Source organism: Enterococcus sp. AZ015 (genome assembly GCF_050499225.1).
GTDB classification, from domain to species: domain Bacteria; phylum Bacillota; class Bacilli; order Lactobacillales; family Enterococcaceae; genus Enterococcus_D; species Enterococcus_D entomosocium.
In genome coordinates, this window is sequence record NZ_JBMHEX010000001.1 from 1240562 (window position 1) to 1259835 (window position 19274).

Genomic DNA, 19274 nt, shown 5'->3' on the forward strand with positions numbered 1-19274 from the left:
AGAGGAAAGAACAATGAAAAAGATTTTTAATCATACGAAAAAGGTTTGTCTCCTATTTTTACTTTTGCCATTTGTCTTTTTTGGAACAAAAAATCAGCAAGTGTCTGCAGAGAGCAATTTGGCACAGATCCATCTCCATAAAAAGAAAATGGTCAATCTGCCAGGTTCATTGATTCAAAATAGTGGGACTGAGATGGAAGAGTTTGATCAATACCAAGGCTTAGCCGATGTCACTTTTTCTGTCTATGATGTGACAGCAGCATTTTATGAAAAACGATCTGCAGGGGCATCCGTTGAAGAAGCCAAGCGTCAAGTTCAAACCTTGACGTCTGGTTCCCCTATAGCTAGCGGAAAAACAGATGCAGCCGGTGATTTGGTTTTTGAATTGCCGAAAAAACAAGCCGATCGGGATGCAGTTTACACCATTGTAGAAGCCCCTAAAGACGGCGTTACAACTGCTGAGAATATGGTGATCGCCTTTCCCGTATATGAAATGATCCAACAAGCTGATGGCTCATATGTTTATGGAGAAGAAGAGCTAGACACGATCCATCTTTATCCGAAAAATATCGTCACAAATGAAGGAACGCTCCTTGTGAATAAGCGAGGAACGGGGGAAAACGAACCGCTGAATGATGCGGAATTTGTTGTTTCAAAGCAAGAAGGACGCGAAAATACCAAGAAATACATTTTAAGTGCAGCCGATGGACTTTATACGTGGACAACTGACAAACAGGCAGCGTACCGTTTTTTGACAGGCAAACATTATGCTGCTGGAGACGCTGGTATCGATGTGAGTGAGAACCAAAAAGGACAGCTAAAGATTGCGCAACTAGAAACAGGCGCCTATCAATTAGAGGAAACGAAAGCCCCAAGTCAAGCCGCCTTAATCGAGGAAGAAAGAATCAAGGATTTCTCGATTGATTCAGGAAGTAACGTTACTGTTGAGCTAACAATCAAGAATGACACAACAAATGTTACAAAAACAACACCACAATTAGACGGCAAAGACGTGGAGATCGGCGAAAGAATCCAATATCACCTAACGGTCAATATCCCATCAGGTATTCAAGATAAAGTAGGAGCAGAAAACAAATACAAACATTTCCAACTGATCGATGCCCATGATCCAGCATTAACTTTTGAAAATACAGCAGAGGGAGAAACGGGCTATGCGTTGTATGACGGAGAAAAGAAAATTGATTCAACGAACTATCAAGTAACGGAAAAAGAGCATGGCTTTACGGTAACCATCAATCCAGAATTTGTGCCGCAATTAACGCCGGGAAATCAATTGCGCTTTGTGTATTATATGTATTTAAATGAACAGGCTATGCCTATCAATGGTTTTACGAATGAAGCAAATGTAGAAACGGATTTCATGACGGACCAAACGCCTCCAAGCGTGGAAGTTTTGACAGGGGGCAAACGCTTCTTAAAAGTCGATGGGGCTGTGACCGCTACCGAAGCATTGGCAGATGCAGTTTTTGTTGTACGGGATCAAGACCGTGATGATGCCAACTACCTGAAAATCGAAGAAGGAACCAAACAGGTATCTTGGGTGCAAACAGCGGATGAAGCGACGAAATTTACCACAGGGACAGATGGATTAGTTGATATCATCGGGTTAAAATTTGGCACCTACTATTTGGAAGAAGTAAAAGCACCAAAAAATTATGTACTGCTAACAAATCGCATCGCTTTTGAAGTACATGAAACGTCTTATGGAACGAAAGAGCAATTGGGAGATCCAGAAAAAGTCCCTAACCGCCGCAAAGGAACCTTACCGGCAACTGGTGGTGCCGGCACGTATTTAATGGGCGCCATCGGAGTGGTGATCGTTGGTTTAGCTGGGTGTTATTTTGTAAAACGGAAAGGGTAAGTAAATGAGATGAAAATGCACGATGACAATCAAAAGGAAAAGAAATGGCACGAAAGTACCTACTCAAAAAGTGACTTTGTTGGATGTTCTAATGGGTATTCTGCTGCTGCTAGGTGTTCTGATCATCAGTTATCCTTTTGTAAGTAATCAGCTCAACACCTTTTTGGATCAACAGTTGATCAGCTACTACCAAAGCCAAGCTAAAAAAATGAGTGAAATAGAAAAACAACAAAAAAGGAACCAGTTGGAACGAGTAAATCAAGAGCTGGCACAGCATCCCAGCAATCCTGGAATCAAAGAAACGCAAGATTTATCAGAAACAAGGGACTCAGAATCAGGCGATACACCTGATTACTATGAACGACATACGATCGGCGTTTTAAAGATCCCCGTGATTGGTGTCGCTCTCCCGATTTTTGATCAAACCACCGATACGTTGTTAAAAAGAGGAGCAACATTATTGGAGGGCGCTTCGTATCCAATAGGTGGTGAAGATACCCATGCAGTTCTGTGCGGACACCGTGGGTTAACGAGTGCAACCCTCTTTACGGATCTGCCTAAGCTGCAGATCGGCGATGAGTTTTATATCGAAACGTTTGATGATACGTTGGCGTATCAAATAGATCAGATTAAAACGGTCGCCCCTGATGATACCGAAGCACTAAAAATTGTCAAAGGCAGTGATTATGTCACCTTACTAACCTGCACACCCTATATGGTCAATAGCCATCGTTTATTGGTTCGCGGCAAAAGGGTTCCTTACAATGAAGAAAATGAAACAAGTGCCGCAAAAAAAGCAAACCAGCAGGATTTGTGGGTGCTGCTAGTTGTAAGCACCATACTATTACTACTCCTGCTGGTGATTAGCAGAATCAAAAGAAAAAAACAGCATGATTTGATCACTCCCAGTGATAAGAAGAAAAGATAGCAGGTTTTCCTCTAGATCCACTAGAAAATGACTTGTTAACCTTACTCAGAACGAAACATGTCGTGTGAAATATGGTACAATAACGAAGATAAAAGGTAGTAAAAAGCAGTCGGTCTAATGGTAAAGGTGTCAGAAAAAAGGAAGAATGAGTGGATAGACAAGCTTTTTCCAACCACTTCCCCAAAATTAAAAAGCGAGAAAGCGCGTATGACGCATGAGAATCGCGCTGAAAGCTTTACCTATGCACGAGGTTGGAACAAGAACATTGTCCTAAAGCAATTTTAGCAAAATGCCCAGTGTGACTAGTTTCTCTGATGGTTTTAGAGCAAATAGTCCTCGTTCTTGTCAGATATATACTGCATGGATTTAGACACTACTGTCTTTTTACCAATTCGAAGAAGTACCAAGGAGGAAAACGTTCAAATGACCATTCAATGGTTTCCAGGCCATATGGCGAAAGCCAGACGTGAAGTAAGTGAAAAATTAAAATTCGTGGATATCGTTTTTGAACTCGTGGACGCACGCTTGCCGATCTCATCCCGCAACCCCATGCTGGACCAATTATTACAGCAAAAACCACGATTGATTTTGATCAATAAAGCGGATTTAGCAGATCCCGTTCAAACCAAAAAATGGGAGCATTATTTCCAAGCACAAGGCTATTTAGCCTTGGCGATCAACGCCCAAGACAATCAAGGCGTCAAAGCCATTGTCCCGACGGCTAAGCAAGTCTTGAAGGAAAAAATCGCTCGTGACAAAGCCAGAGGATTGAAGCCCCGTGCGATTCGAGCGATGGTGATTGGCATTCCGAATGTCGGAAAATCAACCTTGATGAACCGTTTAGTAGGGAAGAAAATTGCTCAGACGGGTAATAAACCCGGCGTGACCAAAGGACAGCAATGGCTGCGTTTTGGGACTGATCTAGAGCTGCTAGATACGCCTGGGATCTTATGGCCAAAATTTGAAGATCCTGAGATTGGTAAAAAATTGGCATTGACGGGGGCTATTAAAGATCAGCTGATCCATTTGGATGATATCGCATTGTATGGACTTGATTTTTTTGCCCGTTATTATCCTGAAAGAATCGCCAATCGTTACCAACTAAAGGCGGAGGAAGAGGCGTTGTTAGCGCCAGACCTGTTGATGAAAATCACTGAAAAACGTGGGTATAAAGATAACTATGATCGAGGAAGCGAGCTTGTTGTCTTTGACATTCGGCAAGGAAAATTAGGCCGTTATACACTAGATCGAGTGGAGGAAATGGAAAGCCAAGATGAAACAACCGATTAAGTCAATCAAAGAGCGATTATTTGATCCAACATTTAATGACCTGGCATTTTTACAGGAATTGCAGGCAGATGAACGCGCGGGGGTCCAAAAGCTACTGCAACAATATGAGAAACAATTAGTTAAACAGCAGCTTTTGCAGGAGAAATACGAAGAAATGATGCGTTTTGAAAACGAAGCATTTCAACAAGGTGCCCGTTTTATCGCCGGTTTAGATGAAGTGGGGCGTGGACCATTAGCAGGACCCGTGGTGTCAGCTGCGGTCATTCTGCCTAAAGAATGTCAGATCTTAGGTCTGAATGATTCAAAACAGCTTTCTGCGAAGAAAAGAGAAGAACTGTTTATCGAAATTCAAAATAAAGCCGTGGCTGTCGGTATCGGTGTGGTTAGTCCTGAAGAAATCGATCGGATAAATATCTATCAAGCGAGCCGCCTGGCGATGAAAGAAGCTTTGATCGACTTAGCGGTCAAGCCGGAACATTTGCTCATTGATGCGATGACCATCGAGACCGACATCCCTCAACAAAGCTTGATCAAAGGCGATGCCCGCTCCATTTCGATTGCCGCAGCAAGTATCATTGCCAAAGTCTATCGTGACAATTTAATGAAAGATTTTCATGATGTGTATCCTTTTTATGGGTTTGATCAAAATGCTGGGTATGGGACCAAAGTTCATTTAGAAGGGTTAGCTGCCCATGGAATTTGCCCTATTCATCGAAAAACCTTTGCCCCAGTTAAACAATACCTATAAATTTCATCCAACCCTCTTTTTTTAGCGAATCTTATAAGTAAGATCACTAAGAAAAGAGGGCTTTGTTTATGAAATATCAACAAGCAACAGATTTTGAAAAACAGTTGATAAAACTGTACTACTGTCAGGGAATCGGTCTGCAAGGTTGCTGGAAGATTATTTGGCATTGGCTGGAAACAAAAGAAATGCGTTGTTCGTTGGAAGAGATGATTGCCATCGGCGTCCTTCCACAGCATAGGACGGTCTTTCGCCGATCGTGGGAGCAAATGACAGAAGAGCATATCACACAAAAGATGGGGGGACAAAACTACCTCACCTTCTTTTCAGCGGAGTATCCGATGCTTTTAAGACAAATTGCGGACCCACCATTATTACTATTTTACGAAGGAAATCTGCAATTGTTGCAAACGCCCATGATTGGATTTGTCGGCGCAAGAACAGCTTCTCGCTACGCGCGTAAAGTTTGCGAAAAGCTGATCCCGCCTTTAGTGACAGAAAACTATACGATCGTCAGTGGATTAGCAAATGGCGTCGACAGTTTTGCCCATGAATCAGCCATCAGAAATCGGGGACAAACCATTGCCGTGATTGCTTCTGGTTTGGAACATTGTTATCCTACTTCTGCGTATCCGTTGTTCCAGCAGATTCGTCAAGAACATCTAGTACTGAGTGAATATTCTCACGACACCAAACCGCAAAGACATCACTTCCCCTTACGCAATCGCATCATTGCCGGTATTTCAAAAGCAATCTGTGTGATTGAAGCTAAAGAAAGAAGCGGTTCTTTGATTACGGCACAATTAGCAATGGAAAATGGCCGAGAAGTTTTTGCAGTGCCTGGTGAAATGATTTCCGATCAGTCAAAAGGTTGTCACCACTTGATTCAAGATGGCGCAAAATGTACGATTAGTGTGTCAGATATTTTACAGGAGTTAGCCTTTTTTTGATTTTTCCAATCAACCTTCCTTGACAAACCTTTTCTTGAAAGCTATGATAAGCTACGATTTGTATGTTTCATCTGCATACGATAGGTTCACTGATTGATAGAATATAATAGTAGGAAAAATTCAGGAAGGAGCCATTCTTTATATGGCATATAAATATTTAGTAATCGTGGAATCGCCGGCAAAGGCGAAAACCATTGAAAAATACCTTGGACGAAATTACAAAGTCGTCGCAAGTGTCGGTCATATTCGTGATCTTCCTAAAAGTAAAATGGGAATTGATGTCGAAAATGACTACGAACCGCATTACATTTCGATCCGTGGCAAGGGCGATGTGATCAAAAGTCTCCGCTCAGCTGCGAAAAAAGCCGAAAAAGTCTACCTCGCAAGTGACCCGGATAGAGAAGGAGAAGCTATTGCGTGGCATTTAGCTTTTCTACTAGGGTTAGATTTAAAAGATAAAAACCGAGTCGTCTTTAATGAGATCACTAAGGATGCGGTCAAGGCAGCTTTCAAAGAACCAAGAACGATCGATGTAGATCTCGTTGACGCTCAACAAGCGCGCCGGATTTTAGATCGATTGGTGGGGTATTCATTGAGCCCGATCCTTTGGCGTAAAGTGAAAAAAGGCTTGAGTGCTGGCCGTGTTCAATCGGTGGCGCTTAAGATTATTATAGATCGTGAAAAAGAGATCCGTGAGTTTGTTCCTGAAGAATATTGGAGCATCGATGGGAACTTTAAAAAAGCCACGAAAAAATTCAAAGCCAATTTTTGGGGCCTAGATGGCAAAAAGAAAAAATTACCGAATGCTGAAAGCATAAAAGAAATCACCGATCGTCTTTCTAGTAAAGAGTTTCAAGTGACGAAGGTTGAAAAGAAAGAACGCAAACGCAACCCGGCGGCACCGTTTACCACCAGTAGCTTGCAACAAGAAGCAGCCCGTAAACTGAACTTTCGAACGCGGAAAACCATGATGGTCGCACAGCAGCTCTATGAAGGGATCGCTCTTGGTAAACAAGGAACCGTTGGTTTGATCACCTATATGCGTACCGATTCGACCCGAATCGCAGACACAGCCAAAGGCGAAGCGGCCGAATTTATTGAAAGTACTTATGGTTCAGAGTTCTCGGCGCACGGTGGCAAAAAACGCGCGAATGCACAAGGGGCACAAGATGCCCATGAAGCGGTAAGACCAACAAGTGTGATGCGTACGCCAGAAGCCATGGAGAAATTCTTAGACAAAGACCAACTGAAACTGTATCGCTTGATCTGGTCTCGCTTTGTGGCTAGTCAAATGACGCCGGCGATTTTGGATACAATGAAAGTTACCTTGGATCAAAATGGTGTCATCTTTATTGCCAATGGTTCAAAGATCAAATTTAAAGGGTTTATGCAGGTCTATGTGGAAGGGCGCGATGATGGCAAAGAAGACAAAGAGAACATTTTGCCAGAGTTAGTTGAAGGAGATGTGGTCCAATCCGTATCGATCGAACCAAAACAGCATTTCACTCAACCACCTGCCCGCTACAGTGAGGCCACCTTGATCAAAACCCTTGAAGAGAACGGTGTGGGTCGTCCTTCAACTTATGCACCAACGTTGGAAACAATCCAACGACGTTATTATGTGAAATTGACACAAAAACGTTTTGAGCCAACTGAACTTGGTGAGATCGTCAATTCATTGATCGAGGAATTCTTCCCGCAAATCGTTGATATGCATTTTACTGCTGAAATGGAAAATAGCTTGGATAGCATTGAAGCTGGGAAAGAAGAATGGGTCAAAGTCGTCGATCAATTCTACCGTCCCTTTGAAAAAGAATTGACGACCGCAGAAGAAAGTATCGAAAAAATCCAAATCAAAGACGAACCTGCAGGCTTTGACTGTGACCTTTGTGGCCATCCAATGGTGATCAAATTAGGTCGCTACGGAAAATTTTATGCCTGCAGCAATTTCCCTGACTGTCGCAACACGAAACCAATCGTCAAAGAAATCGGCGTTGAGTGCCCGGTCTGTCACCAAGGCCAAGTTGTTGAACGCAAATCGAAAAAAAATCGGTTGTTTTATGGATGTACCCGCTATCCGGACTGTGACTTTACTTCTTGGGACAAACCTGTAGGCCGTAATTGTCCGAAATGTGATAATTACTTAGTCGAGAAGAAAGTCAAAGGCGGCAAGCAAGTCGTGTGTATCAATGGGGACTATGAAGAAAATGTGCAAAAATAACTAACAGGATTCCCTGTTAAAAAAAGAATCGGCGCATTCTTTTGAACGGTCAGCCTCGATGTTGGCTGACAAAAGAAAGTGCCGGTCCTTTTGATTAATACAAGCAGTTTCTTATGAGAAGAGGCGAGCTTTTGAAATAAAAGGAGAGCACTATGAAAGAAATCAATGTTATTGGTGCCGGTTTAGCCGGAAGCGAAGCTGCTTGGCAAGCAGCGCAAGCAGGTGTCGCAGTAAAGCTTTATGAAATGCGTCCTAAGAAATCGACAGAAGCCCATCATACAAATAATTTTGCTGAACTTGTTTGTACGAATTCACTTCGGGGCAACAACTTAACGAATGCGGTCGGTGTTTTGAAAGAAGAAATGCGCCGCTTAGATTCAGTCATTATTACCTCTGCAGACAAAACAGCTGTTCCAGCAGGTGGTGCTTTAGCTGTGGATCGTGATGATTTTTCAGAGTTAGTCACCAAACGTGTCAAAGAACATCCTTTAGTCACTGTCATCGAAGAGGAGATCACTGAAATTCCAGAAGGGATTACCGTGATTGCAACTGGACCTTTGACTTCTGAACCTTTATCAAAAGCGATCCAAGCTTTTAACGGATCAGAAGGATTTTATTTCTATGACGCAGCAGCACCGATTATCGATAAATCCACCATCAATATGGATAAAGTTTATTTGAAATCACGCTACGACAAAGGCGAAGCAGCCTATCTGAACTGTCCAATGAACGAAGAGGAGTTTTATGCGTTTCGTGAAGCTTTAGTCAATGCGGAAGTGGCCCCTTTGAAAGAATTCGAAAAAGAAAAATTTTTTGAAGGATGTATGCCAATCGAAGTTATGGCTGGCCGTGGACCGAAAACCATGTTGTTTGGTCCGATGAAACCAGTTGGATTGGAAGATCCGAAAACCGGCAAACGTCCCTACGCAGTGATTCAGCTGCGGCAAGACAATGCAGCTGCTTCTCTGTACAACATCGTTGGTTTTCAAACACATTTAAAATGGGGCGAGCAAAAACGGGTTTTCCGTATGATCCCTGGTTTGGAAGAGGCAGAATTTGTGCGCTACGGCGTGATGCATCGGAATAGTTTTATGAATTCACCAGAGTTGTTACAACAAACGTACCAATCGAAAAAACGTGAAGACCTCTTTTTTGCTGGTCAGATGACAGGCGTTGAAGGGTATGTTGAAAGTGCAGCCAGTGGATTGATGGCCGGGATCAACGCTGCCAAACTTGCAAAAGGGGAAGCGCCGATCATTATGCCACAAGAGACGACAATTGGCAGTATGGCGTATTATATCACTCATGCAGAAGGCAAACACTTCCAACCGATGAATGCCAACTTTGGTTTGCTGCCAGAACTTCCAGAACGAATCAGAGATAAAAAATCTCGTTATGAAGCATTGGCAAACCGGGCATTAGCTGCCTTAGAAGAAGCCAAAGAACAACTATAAGAGCGATGAGTCATCACCTTCTTACTAATAAATGGTAAGAAGGTTTTTTTTTAATTTGTCTTGAAACTTTAATCAAGGTGACTTATGATAGACAGTAACAATGACAGAAGGTGGTGAAGATGGTGATTGGAGAATGGATTCATTTGATTCAAAACTATTTACAGCGTTTTCCTACAGTAATTCAATTTTTAGGATGGCTGATCCTTTTGGTCGGGGTCATTTTCGTTGTCTTTGTTTTATTTAGTTTGCTGTTAGGTCCCATTATGTGGCTTTACAATCGCATCACAGACAAAAACCGCAGCAATGTCATTAGTCGCAATGATTTTGTGATCGGTGAACTGACGGAAAAGATTGTCGGAGATACAATCGGCGAAGTCATGGAGATAGGGAGTCAAGGTGCACGTTCTGTTTATCCTGCACGTTTTTTTCGGGAAGAAGATCGTGAAAACAATGTTCGATTGCCAGTCGGAACCAAAGTCATCATTGTCGATTTTGATAAAAAAGGGATCGCGTTGGTGGTGGAAAGTAAAAATTTTATAGAATAGGAAGTGTTACGTTATGGTGGATACAGGATCAGCAGTAGATTTTTTAAGTAATCCGATTTTATGGGGTGTTGTCCTCGTTGTTTTATTGATCGCTTTTTTGATGATACGCTATCGCATTGGGAAACCCGATGAAGCATTGATCGTTACGGGGTCGTTTTTAGGAAAAGAAGGCATCAAAATCTTAAAAAACAGTGGGACGTTTGTGATTCCTATTGTTCAAAAAGCCCATAAATTAAGTTTATTGACCCACAAGTTAGAGATTGGGACACCAGAAGTTTATACGGAACAAGGCGTACCGATCAAAGCCAGTGCGACGGTGCTTGTAAAGGTCGGCAACAGTACCGAGTCGATCAAGACAGCTGCTGAGCAATACTTAGGCAAATCCACAGGTGAATTGGAAGATGAAGCCCAAGAAGTCTTAGAAGGTCACTTACGGGCGATTCTAGGAACGATGACGGTAGAAGCCATCTATAAAAACCGCGATGATTTTGCGGAACAAGTGCAAGAAGTTGCCTCTACGGACTTGAAGAAAATGGGGTTGGAGATCGTTTCGTTTACGATCAAAGATGTCAGCGACAGCAATGGCTACTTGGATGCGTTAGGACGCCCTCAGATTGCTGAAGTGAAAAAAAATGCCGAAGTAGCGGAATCCAATGCCTTAAGAGAAACTCGAATCAAGCAAGCTGAGAATGAGCAATTGGCACAGCATGAAGAGATCCGTCGCCAAACAGAAATCGCAGAAGCGACAAAAGATATGGCATTGAAACAAGCACAATACAAACAAGAACGCGAAGTTGCGGATGCGAAAGCGGAACAGATCGCAGTCGGCGAACAAATGAAAGTTCAATTGATCGAACAAGAAAAAAATATCGAGATTCAAGAAAAACAAGCGGAATTGACGGAAAAAGAATTGAATGCAACTGTCCGTAAAAAAGCCGAAGCGGATAAATATGTGGTTGAACAAAACGCTTTAGCAGACAAAGCAAGAGAAATCGCACGAGCACAAGCGGAAGCGGAAAAAGTCAAATTAGCTGCCCAAGCAGAAGCCGAACGAATTGAAAAACTAGGTAGTGCCGACGCGGAACGGATCGCAAAAGTCGGTCAAGCCGAAGCGGAAAGCCGTGAAAAGATGGCGATTGCTTTGACCAAACTGAACGAAGCTGGTATTTTGATGGAGTTCATCAAAGTGCTGCCTGAAATCGCGAAAGAGGTCAATGCGCCACTGAGCAATATTGATAAAGTGGTTAGCTTTGGCGGCAATGATGGTCTTCAATCAATGGGGGAAGCTGGTTTAGCGCGAACCTTTGATACGATCAAAGAGACAACCGGATTAGACTTAGTTGGGTTAATCAATGACACGATGTCCACAAAACAAGGAAACAAAGAGCTAGTTCAGGCTGTATCTGAAAGCACTGGTTCGCATCAGCCAACAACTGATCCAATCGAATAAAAGCAAATAAGTGGAAACGTATCAGTCCCTCTTTCTTTTGAGGAGAGGGACTGGTACGTTTTTCTGGCGCATTTAACGGATCTTTCTGAACAAAGATAAGAATCTTACGTAGATTCTTAGAAAGTTTTCACAATTATGTCTAAACTTTGAAATATTGATTAAATTCTGACAATTCATTTGTTTTTTTTTGTGGTCTATGCTAAAGTTATTTCGAATCATGAAAAGGGGGGTTAATTTGCAAACAGATCAGTTTCAAGAAGAGTTTTTTCGTTATCTTATTGTTGAAAGAGGGTATTCGAAAAAGACAAAAAAAGCGTATCAAGAAGATATGGGCGATTTTTTTCACTTCTTAAAAGAGTCTGGCAATGAAGACCCATTAGCAGTGGAATACCGCGATGTTCGCGTCTATCTAAGCTATTTGACGGAACGAGAGTACAGCCGTAATTCCATCAGTCGTAAAATGGCTAGTTTGCGATCTTTTTATCAGTTTCTAACCAAGCATGAGATCGTCAAAGAGAATCCTTTCGCCTACATTCATTTAAAAAAGAAAAACGCCAAATTGCCGCGTTTTTTTTATGAGAAGGAAATGGATGCTCTCTTTCAAAGTGTTGTTGGCGATGAGCCACTACAACAGCGCAATCAAGCATTGTTAGAAGTCCTTTATGGTTCAGGTTTGCGGGTCAGTGAGTGCAGCAGTCTCACACTGGGGGCAATCGATTGGGAAAGTGGCGTATTACTGATCCATGGGAAGGGGAATAAGGATCGCTATGTTCCTTTCGGTAGTTACGCACAAGCAGCAGTCAAACGCTATCTTTCCTCAGGACGCAAACAGCTGATGGAAAAGCAGAACAAGGAACACGAGATCCTTTTCGTGAATCATCTTGGTGACGGGATCACTGCAACTGGGATCGAATATGTTTTGAATCAAATCATTCGAAAAAGCAGTTTAGACAGTAAAATCCATCCTCATATGCTTCGGCATACGTTTGCAACCCATTTATTAAACAACGGCGCCGATATGCGGACCGTTCAAGAATTGTTGGGGCATGCCAATCTATCGACGACACAGATTTATGCGCATGTCACCAAAGACAGTTTACAAAAAAATTATCGCCAATTTCATCCACGCGCGTAAAATTGGTACAGGAGGAACATAAATGAAGTCAGAATTTCATTCAACCACCATCTGTGCGGTTGAAAAAGATGGGAAATTTGCCATGGCCGGTGACGGACAAGTAACGATGGGAGAACAGGTCGTTATGAAAGGAACCGCTCGGAAAGTCCGTCGAATTTACAACGGTGAAGTGATCGTTGGTTTTGCCGGCAGTGTGGCAGATGCCTTTACCTTGGAAGAAAAATTTGAAGGAAAACTAAATGAATACAACGGAAATTTGCAACGAGCTGCAGTAGAATTGGCACAAGAATGGCGGACTCAGCAGTCGATGCAAAAATTAGAGGCGATGCTGATCGTCATGAATGATAAGGAGATGCTTTTGGTCTCTGGGACAGGCGAAGTCATTTCGCCAGATGAAGGGATCTTAGCCATCGGTTCAGGTGGAAACTATGCATTAGCAGCAGCCCGTGCGATGAAACGTTATGGCGGTGAACTATCTGCCAAAGAAATTGCTGAAGGTGCCTTGAATATTGCCGCAGACATTTGTGTCTTTACGAATCACAATATCATTGTAGAAGAGTTTTAAAGAGGGATGACGATATGACAAACCAAAACAAATCACCACGAGAAATCGTGAAAGAATTAGATGAATACATCGTTGGACAAACCAACGCCAAAAAATCAGTGGCTGTTGCTTTGAGAAATCGCTACCGCCGGCTGCAATTAGATGAAAAGATGCAACAAGATGTCACACCAAAAAATATTTTGATGATCGGACCAACAGGGGTTGGTAAAACGGAAATTGCGAGACGCTTAGCAAAGATCGTTGATGCACCTTTCGTTAAGTTAGAAGCGACGAAATTCACGGAAGTCGGCTATGTCGGTCGAGACGTAGAATCGATGGTACGTGACCTCGTTGAGAATGCGATCCAAATCGTGAAAAAAGAACAATATAAAAACGTGCGGATCCAAGCAGAGAAAAAAGCCAACCGTCGTTTAGTAAAAGTCTTAGTTCCTGGTATTAAAAAGGAACAGAAAAAGAATACCAATCCTTATGAACAAATGATGAATATGTTCAACGCCGCACAACAACCAGAAGAGCCAAAAGAAGAATTGACGGATGAGATTCGCAGCAACCGTCAAGCCATTTTTGAGCAATTAGAAAAGGGCCTTTTAGACAACCGGGAAGTGACGATCCAAGTCGATGAGCCGAAAAATCAAGCACCGATGATGAACAATGGCTTAGAACAAATGGGGATCGATTTGAATGAAACCTTAGGAGCATTGAAACCGCAAAAGAAAATTGAACGCACAGTAACCGTAAAAGAAGCACGAGAATTGCTGATTCAAGAAGAATCCTCAAAACTGGTCAACGACGCGGATATTCATAGTGAAGCATTACGTTTAGCAGAATCTAGTGGCATCATTTTTCTAGATGAAATCGACAAAGTATCTTCGAAATCACAGCAGTCAGGAGAAGTTTCTCGTGAAGGGGTGCAAAGAGATATCTTGCCGATCGTTGAAGGATCGCAAGTCAATACGAAATACGGAACCCTACAAACAGACCATATCCTTTTTATTGCTTCTGGGGCATTCCACCTGTCGAAACCAAGCGATCTGATCCCTGAATTGCAAGGGCGTTTCCCGATTCGTGTGGAACTAGATGATTTGACAAAAGAAGACTTTGTTAAAATTTTAACGGAGCCCAACAATGCCTTAGTCAAGCAATACATTGCCTTGTTAGGAACCGAAAATGTCAAAGTAGTCTTTACGATGGAAGCTATCGAGAAAATTGCCGAAATTGCTTATCAAGTGAATCGCGATACCGACAATATTGGTGCTCGTCGTTTGCATACGATTCTAGAGAAACTACTTGAAGACTTATTATTTGAAGCATCTGAGATGCAAATGGGTGAAATCACCATCACAGAAGCGTATGTGGAAGAAAAACTTGCGTCCATCGCAAAAGATGAAGACTTAAGCCGGTATATTTTATAAAGGGAGCGGACCAATGAAAACATTATTAGAAAAGACAAGACAAATCAACGAATTATTGCAGCAAAAAAACACCTTTAATTTAGCTTCTGATTTGCCTTACGATAAGATGGCTGTCATTTTAGGAAACATCCTAGACAGCAATGCGTATATTATTAGCATTGACGGTAGCGTGTTAGGTTTTGTTGAGAACCATGATGTCAATAATGAACGCATCAAAAAAATGTTTGTTGAAAAACAGTTTCCTAAAAATTATACAGATTTAGTCGATCACCTGACTTCCACAGAAGCTAATGTGCCAATCAGTGATGATATGACCGCTTTTCCTGTAGAAGGCCGTGAGTTGTATCCCAACGGACTAACGACCATCGTACCGATTTACGGTGCAGGAGAACGTTTAGGTACGATCATTCTTTCCAGAATCGATAAGTCCTTTGATGACGACGATTTGGTATTAGCAGAATACAGTGCGACAGTTGTTGGTATGCAATTCTTGTACCAAAAATCCCGCAGTATCGAAGAAGATGTTCGCAGTACCACAGCTGTTCAAATGGCAATCAACACCCTTTCTTATAGTGAGTTGAAAGCTGTTCAAGCGATCTTTGAGGCATTAGAAGGCGACGAAGGTCGTCTGACCGCGTCAAGTATCGCTGATCGCATTGGAATTACACGGTCGGTGATCGTAAATGCTTTTCGTAAACTAGAGTCTGCCGGCATTATAGAATCCCGCTCTTTGGGGATGAAAGGCACCTATTTAAAAGTGCTTAACAGCCGCTTTAAAGAGGAATTGACGAAACATCAATATTAGGAGATGAGACCATGACAGTTACCATCACGGCGGGTCATCTGCAAGCAAAAATTGCAGAAAAAGGGGCTGAGCTACAAAGCTTAGTTGATACAAGCAATGACCTTGAATATATTTGGCAAGCTGATCCAAACCACTGGGGAAAGCATGCGCCAATCTTATTTCCGATTGTTGGCGCCTTAAAAGAGGACACCTATCAGCATGAGGGCAAAAGTTATCATTTGCCCCGTCATGGGTTTGCCAGAGACATGGTGTTTACTGTCGTTGAAAAACGTACAGACTATGCCTTGTTTCTATTAGAAAGTTCAACTGAAACCAAAGTGAAGTATCCGTTTGATTTTCAGCTGTATGTCAGTTACGAATTAGGCGGTGATGGCTTAGTCGTCAAATACCAAGTAAAGAATAGCGGTCAAAAAGAACTATTCTTCTCCATTGGAGGACACCCTGCATTCAACGTCCCACTTGAAAAAGGGCTGACATTTGAAGACTACTACCTTTCTTTTTCTCCAAAAAAATCACGAGTGAAATTGCCATTAAAAGGCAATTATATTGATTATGAGCAACGCACACTCGGTCAAACGAATACGGATTTACGCTTGACCCATGACATGTTTGCAAATGATGCGCTAGTTTATGAAACGAAAGGATTACATTCCTACTCGATTCGCAGTGAGAAATCGCCTCATAGTGTCACGTTAAGCTACAATAATATGCCGTATGTCGGTTTTTGGTCCACGTATCCAGTGAAATCGCCGTTTCTATGTATAGAACCATGGTGCGGTATCGCAGACACACTGGAAGCTTCCGGTGAGCTTTCAGAAAAATTGGGTATTCAAGCACTTTCGCCTGAGGAGTTATTTGAAACAAAGTACTCGATCACAGTCAAATAAAAGCAGGCAAAAAGAAGCTGAGAAAAGTCATTGCACTTTTCTCAGCTTCTGCTTATTTGTTCGCTTGACGCTTATTCAGACCAAACGGTACCCGACTTTCAGTCCCGTCTTTAATACGTGAAATATTTTCGCGATGGCGAATAAAAATAAAAATCGTTACGCCGATCGCGATGAAGGTCAGCAGCCAGTTTTGCTCAGGCAATATCGCAGGGGCGATAAAAGGCAAAACGACCGTCGATAAGGTGATCAAACACGCCGCGATCATACTGGTCAGGCTTACCATACTTGTCACATAAAGACAGATAACAAAAATCAATGAAGAATAAATGAAAAAGAGCGGATTGTATCCTAAGAGCATCCCAGCACTTGTCGCCACCGCTTTGCCGCCTTTAAACTTGGCAAAGATCGGAAAGGTATGACCTAAGATCGCGCAGACCCCAAACCAGAGCGGATTGACGGTATGGAGACCAAAGAGGACAGGCAAACTGGTTGCCAAAGTTCCTTTTAAGATATCCATTAATAAAACAACGATCCCGGCTTTCTTTCCTAAAACGCGAAATGTATTGGTCGTTCCCGTATTGCCGCTGCCGAATTGGCGAATATCTTTTTTGAAAAACAATTGGCCAATCCAAACACCCGAGGGGATCGAACCTAAAAGGTAAGCAACAATAAATAAAAGAATCGTATTCATAATAACCAACTTTCTTTGCAAGGCTAGGGCAATTTTAGCATGAAAACGCCTTTCCAACAATAAGAAAATCTTTCGCTAGTCAGGGAAAGAAGAAAAACAGCTTTCCTCGGAGCTGTGAAACACAAACAAGCCATTTTGTGACTCTAGCTTGTGCAAACAAAGGAAAAAGGATAAGATAGTTTAGAAAAATGTTCGCTTGAAAAAAGCGTATTTTGTGTTAAGATTTTTTTTGCAGTCCTTTCAGCAGTAAAAAAGGACTGATCAAGATTAAAGGAGCGGTGGGTTTGGCAAAGAAAACCACAGAATATAATGATGCTTCCATTCAGGTCTTAGAGGGCCTAGAAGCAGTAAGAAAACGGCCAGGAATGTATATCGGCTCGACCGATAGCCGCGGCTTACATCACTTAGTGTATGAAATCGTCGATAATGCGGTTGATGAGGCACTCTCTGGATACGGCAATGAAATCGATGTTACGATCCACAAAGACAATAGTATCAGTGTTCGAGACAATGGGCGAGGAATGCCGGTCGGGACACATGCATCGGGAATCCCTACTGTTGAAGTGATCTTCACAGTGCTACATGCCGGCGGGAAGTTTGGCCAAGGAGGCTACAAAACTTCTGGCGGCCTTCATGGGGTTGGTGCCAGTGTTGTAAATGCTCTATCCAGCTGGCTGGAAGTAGTCATCGTTCGTGATGGCATCGAATACAAACAGAGCTTCAAAGACGGTGGGAAACCAGCGGGTACTTTGAAAAAAATCGGCAAAACTCGTAAACCAACTGGAACCACAGTCACCTTTAAACCTGACGACACGATCTTTTCAACAACCAAATTCTCCTATGAAATTCTCGCAGAACGTTTAAGAGAATCGGCTTTCTTGCTAAAAGGGGTCAAAATCTCCCTGACGGATGAACGTGGGGAAGAACCAATTCATGAAGTTTTTTTATATGAAGAAGGCATCAAAGAATTCGTTGATTATTTAAATGAAGAAAAAGATATCTTGACCCAGGTGGTTTATTTTTCCGGTACCAAAGAAGCAATCGAGGTAGAACTTGCCTTTCAATACAATGATGGCTATTCGGAAAATGTCTTGTCCTTTGTCAACAATGTACGTACCAAAGATGGTGGTACCCATGAAGTTGGGATGAAAACATCAATGACGAAAGCTTTCAATGAATATGCCCGCAAGGTCAATTTGTTGAAGGAAAAAGATAAGAACCTTGAAGGTAGTGATTTTCGTGAAGGCTTAGCGGCCGTGTTGTCGATCCGTGTTCCAGAAAATCTTTTGCAATTTGAAGGACAGACCAAAGGGAAATTAGGAACACCCTTAGCAAGAAATGCTGTAGACAATGTGATTGGCGAGCAACTAGGCTATTACTTGCAAGAAAACAGTGAAATGAGTCAAATGCTGGTTCGTAAAGCGATCAAAGCAAGAGAGGCCCGTGAAGCTGCCAGAAAGGCGAGAGAAGAAAGCCGCACTGGAAAGAAACGCAAAAAAGGTGAGTCACTGCTTTCTGGAAAATTAACGCCTGCTCAGTCTCGTAATCCTAAGAAAAATGAATTGTATTTGGTGGAGGGGGACTCAGCCGGCGGGTCAGCGAAGCAAGGCCGTGACCGCAAGTTCCAAGCGATTTTACCGTTACGAGGCAAAGTTATCAATACAGAAAAAGCCAAGATGCAGGATATTTTGAAAAATGAAGAGATCAATACCATGATCTATACTATCGGTGCCGGTGTTGGCCCAGAGTTTTCGATTGAAGACTGCAATTATGACAAAGTCATTATCATGACCGATGCGGATACCGATGGGGCGCACATCCAAGTGCTGCTTTTAACGTTTTTCTACCGGTATATGAAACCTTTGATCGAAGCGGGAAAAGTATACATTGCTTTGCCACCTTTGTATAAAGTGTCTAAAGGGTTAGGGAAAAAGGCAGTAGTCGAATATGCTTGGACGGATGATGAACTAAGCAAACTGACCCAAAAAATCGGTAAAGGCTATATGCTTCAGCGCTACAAAGGGTTGGGGGAAATGAATGCCGATCAATTGTGGGAAACGACGATGGACCCAGAAACGCGGACGCTGATTCGGGTAAGAATCGATGATGCGGCTCAAGCAGAACGTCGCGTCACCACTTTGATGGGGGACAAGGTAGAACCTCGTCGGAAGTGGATCGAAAGCCATGTTCAATTCAGTTTAGAAGAAGATGGCAGTATTTTGGATAAAAAAGAAGATACGGTACCGGAATTAGTTGATGAAAAGTTAATGGATACCGAACAAGCAGAAAGCAAACATTTAGTTAAGGAATAGGA

Annotated in this window: 16 protein-coding genes; 15 read left to right on the plus strand and 1 reads right to left on the minus strand. The window is 42.4% G+C overall.

Features of this window, described 5'->3' with window-relative positions; all coding sequences use genetic code 11:
* The first annotated feature begins 13 nt into the window (after positions 1-13).
* The 14 genes from IGK85_RS05845 to IGK85_RS05910 all read left to right on the plus strand — a co-directional run bounded on the left by IGK85_RS05845 (position 14) and on the right by IGK85_RS05910 (position 16269).
* Positions 14-1882 carry a SpaH/EbpB family LPXTG-anchored major pilin gene (locus tag IGK85_RS05845; protein ID WP_008379655.1) on the plus strand — a complete coding sequence of 623 codons (1869 nt, stop codon included), beginning with the start codon at positions 14-16 and terminating at the stop codon, positions 1880-1882.
* A 22-nt stretch (positions 1883-1904) separates the two neighbouring features.
* Positions 1905-2810 (plus strand): class C sortase, encoded by a 906-nt coding sequence (locus tag IGK85_RS05850; protein WP_008379656.1) that lies wholly within the window; start codon positions 1905-1907, stop codon positions 2808-2810.
* A gap of 423 nt (positions 2811-3233) precedes the next feature.
* Complete coding sequence (gene ylqF / locus IGK85_RS05855) at positions 3234-4100, plus strand: ribosome biogenesis GTPase YlqF (protein ID WP_005229614.1); 867 nt, start codon at positions 3234-3236, stop codon at positions 4098-4100.
* Positions 4084-4848, plus strand: a complete 765-nt coding sequence (locus IGK85_RS05860; protein ID WP_005236834.1) for a ribonuclease HII — start codon at positions 4084-4086, stop codon at positions 4846-4848. Before ylqF ends, IGK85_RS05860 begins: the two co-directional genes overlap by 17 nt.
* A 68-nt stretch (positions 4849-4916) precedes the next feature.
* Positions 4917-5795: a DNA-processing protein DprA gene (gene dprA / locus IGK85_RS05865; protein ID WP_008379662.1), complete on the plus strand. Its 879-nt coding sequence runs from the start codon at positions 4917-4919 to the stop codon at positions 5793-5795.
* Positions 5796-5937: 142 nt separating this feature from the next.
* Positions 5938-8016: a type I DNA topoisomerase gene (topA, locus tag IGK85_RS05870; protein WP_008379664.1), complete on the plus strand. Its 2079-nt coding sequence runs from the start codon at positions 5938-5940 to the stop codon at positions 8014-8016.
* Positions 8017-8168: 152 nt separating this feature from the next.
* Positions 8169-9470, plus strand: coding sequence for an FADH(2)-oxidizing methylenetetrahydrofolate--tRNA-(uracil(54)-C(5))-methyltransferase TrmFO (trmFO, locus tag IGK85_RS05875; protein WP_008379665.1), 1302 nt, complete (start codon positions 8169-8171; stop codon positions 9468-9470).
* A gap of 119 nt (positions 9471-9589) precedes the next feature.
* Positions 9590-10015 (plus strand): hypothetical protein, encoded by a 426-nt coding sequence (locus tag IGK85_RS05880; protein WP_008379668.1) that lies wholly within the window; start codon positions 9590-9592, stop codon positions 10013-10015.
* 13 nt (positions 10016-10028) lie between these two features.
* Entirely contained in the window at positions 10029-11465 is a 1437-nt protein-coding gene (locus tag IGK85_RS05885) for a flotillin family protein (protein WP_005236824.1), read from the plus strand.
* Positions 11466-11661: 196 nt separating this feature from the next.
* Positions 11662-12600 (plus strand): tyrosine recombinase XerC, encoded by a 939-nt coding sequence (xerC, locus tag IGK85_RS05890; protein ID WP_081487925.1) that lies wholly within the window; start codon positions 11662-11664, stop codon positions 12598-12600.
* A gap of 22 nt (positions 12601-12622) precedes the next feature.
* Positions 12623-13165: an ATP-dependent protease subunit HslV gene (hslV, locus tag IGK85_RS05895; protein ID WP_005229630.1), complete on the plus strand. Its 543-nt coding sequence runs from the start codon at positions 12623-12625 to the stop codon at positions 13163-13165.
* A 14-nt stretch (positions 13166-13179) separates the two neighbouring features.
* Positions 13180-14577 carry an ATP-dependent protease ATPase subunit HslU gene (gene hslU, locus IGK85_RS05900; protein WP_005236820.1) on the plus strand — a complete coding sequence of 466 codons (1398 nt, stop codon included), beginning with the start codon at positions 13180-13182 and terminating at the stop codon, positions 14575-14577.
* A gap of 13 nt (positions 14578-14590) precedes the next feature.
* Positions 14591-15382 (plus strand): GTP-sensing pleiotropic transcriptional regulator CodY, encoded by a 792-nt coding sequence (gene codY / locus IGK85_RS05905; protein WP_429972193.1) that lies wholly within the window; start codon positions 14591-14593, stop codon positions 15380-15382.
* Positions 15383-15393: 11 nt separating this feature from the next.
* Complete coding sequence (locus IGK85_RS05910; RefSeq protein WP_008379674.1) at positions 15394-16269, plus strand: aldose 1-epimerase family protein; 876 nt, start codon at positions 15394-15396, stop codon at positions 16267-16269.
* A 52-nt stretch (positions 16270-16321) separates the two neighbouring features.
* Here the strand turns inward: IGK85_RS05910 and plsY are convergent, their stop codons facing one another.
* Positions 16322-16960: a glycerol-3-phosphate 1-O-acyltransferase PlsY gene (plsY, locus tag IGK85_RS05915; protein WP_008379676.1), complete on the minus strand. Its 639-nt coding sequence runs from the start codon at positions 16958-16960 to the stop codon at positions 16322-16324.
* A 284-nt stretch (positions 16961-17244) separates the two neighbouring features.
* Between plsY and parE the strand changes: the two genes are divergently transcribed.
* Positions 17245-19272: a DNA topoisomerase IV subunit B gene (gene parE / locus IGK85_RS05920; RefSeq protein ID WP_008379678.1), complete on the plus strand. Its 2028-nt coding sequence runs from the start codon at positions 17245-17247 to the stop codon at positions 19270-19272.
* The last annotated feature ends 2 nt before the right edge of the window (positions 19273-19274 follow it).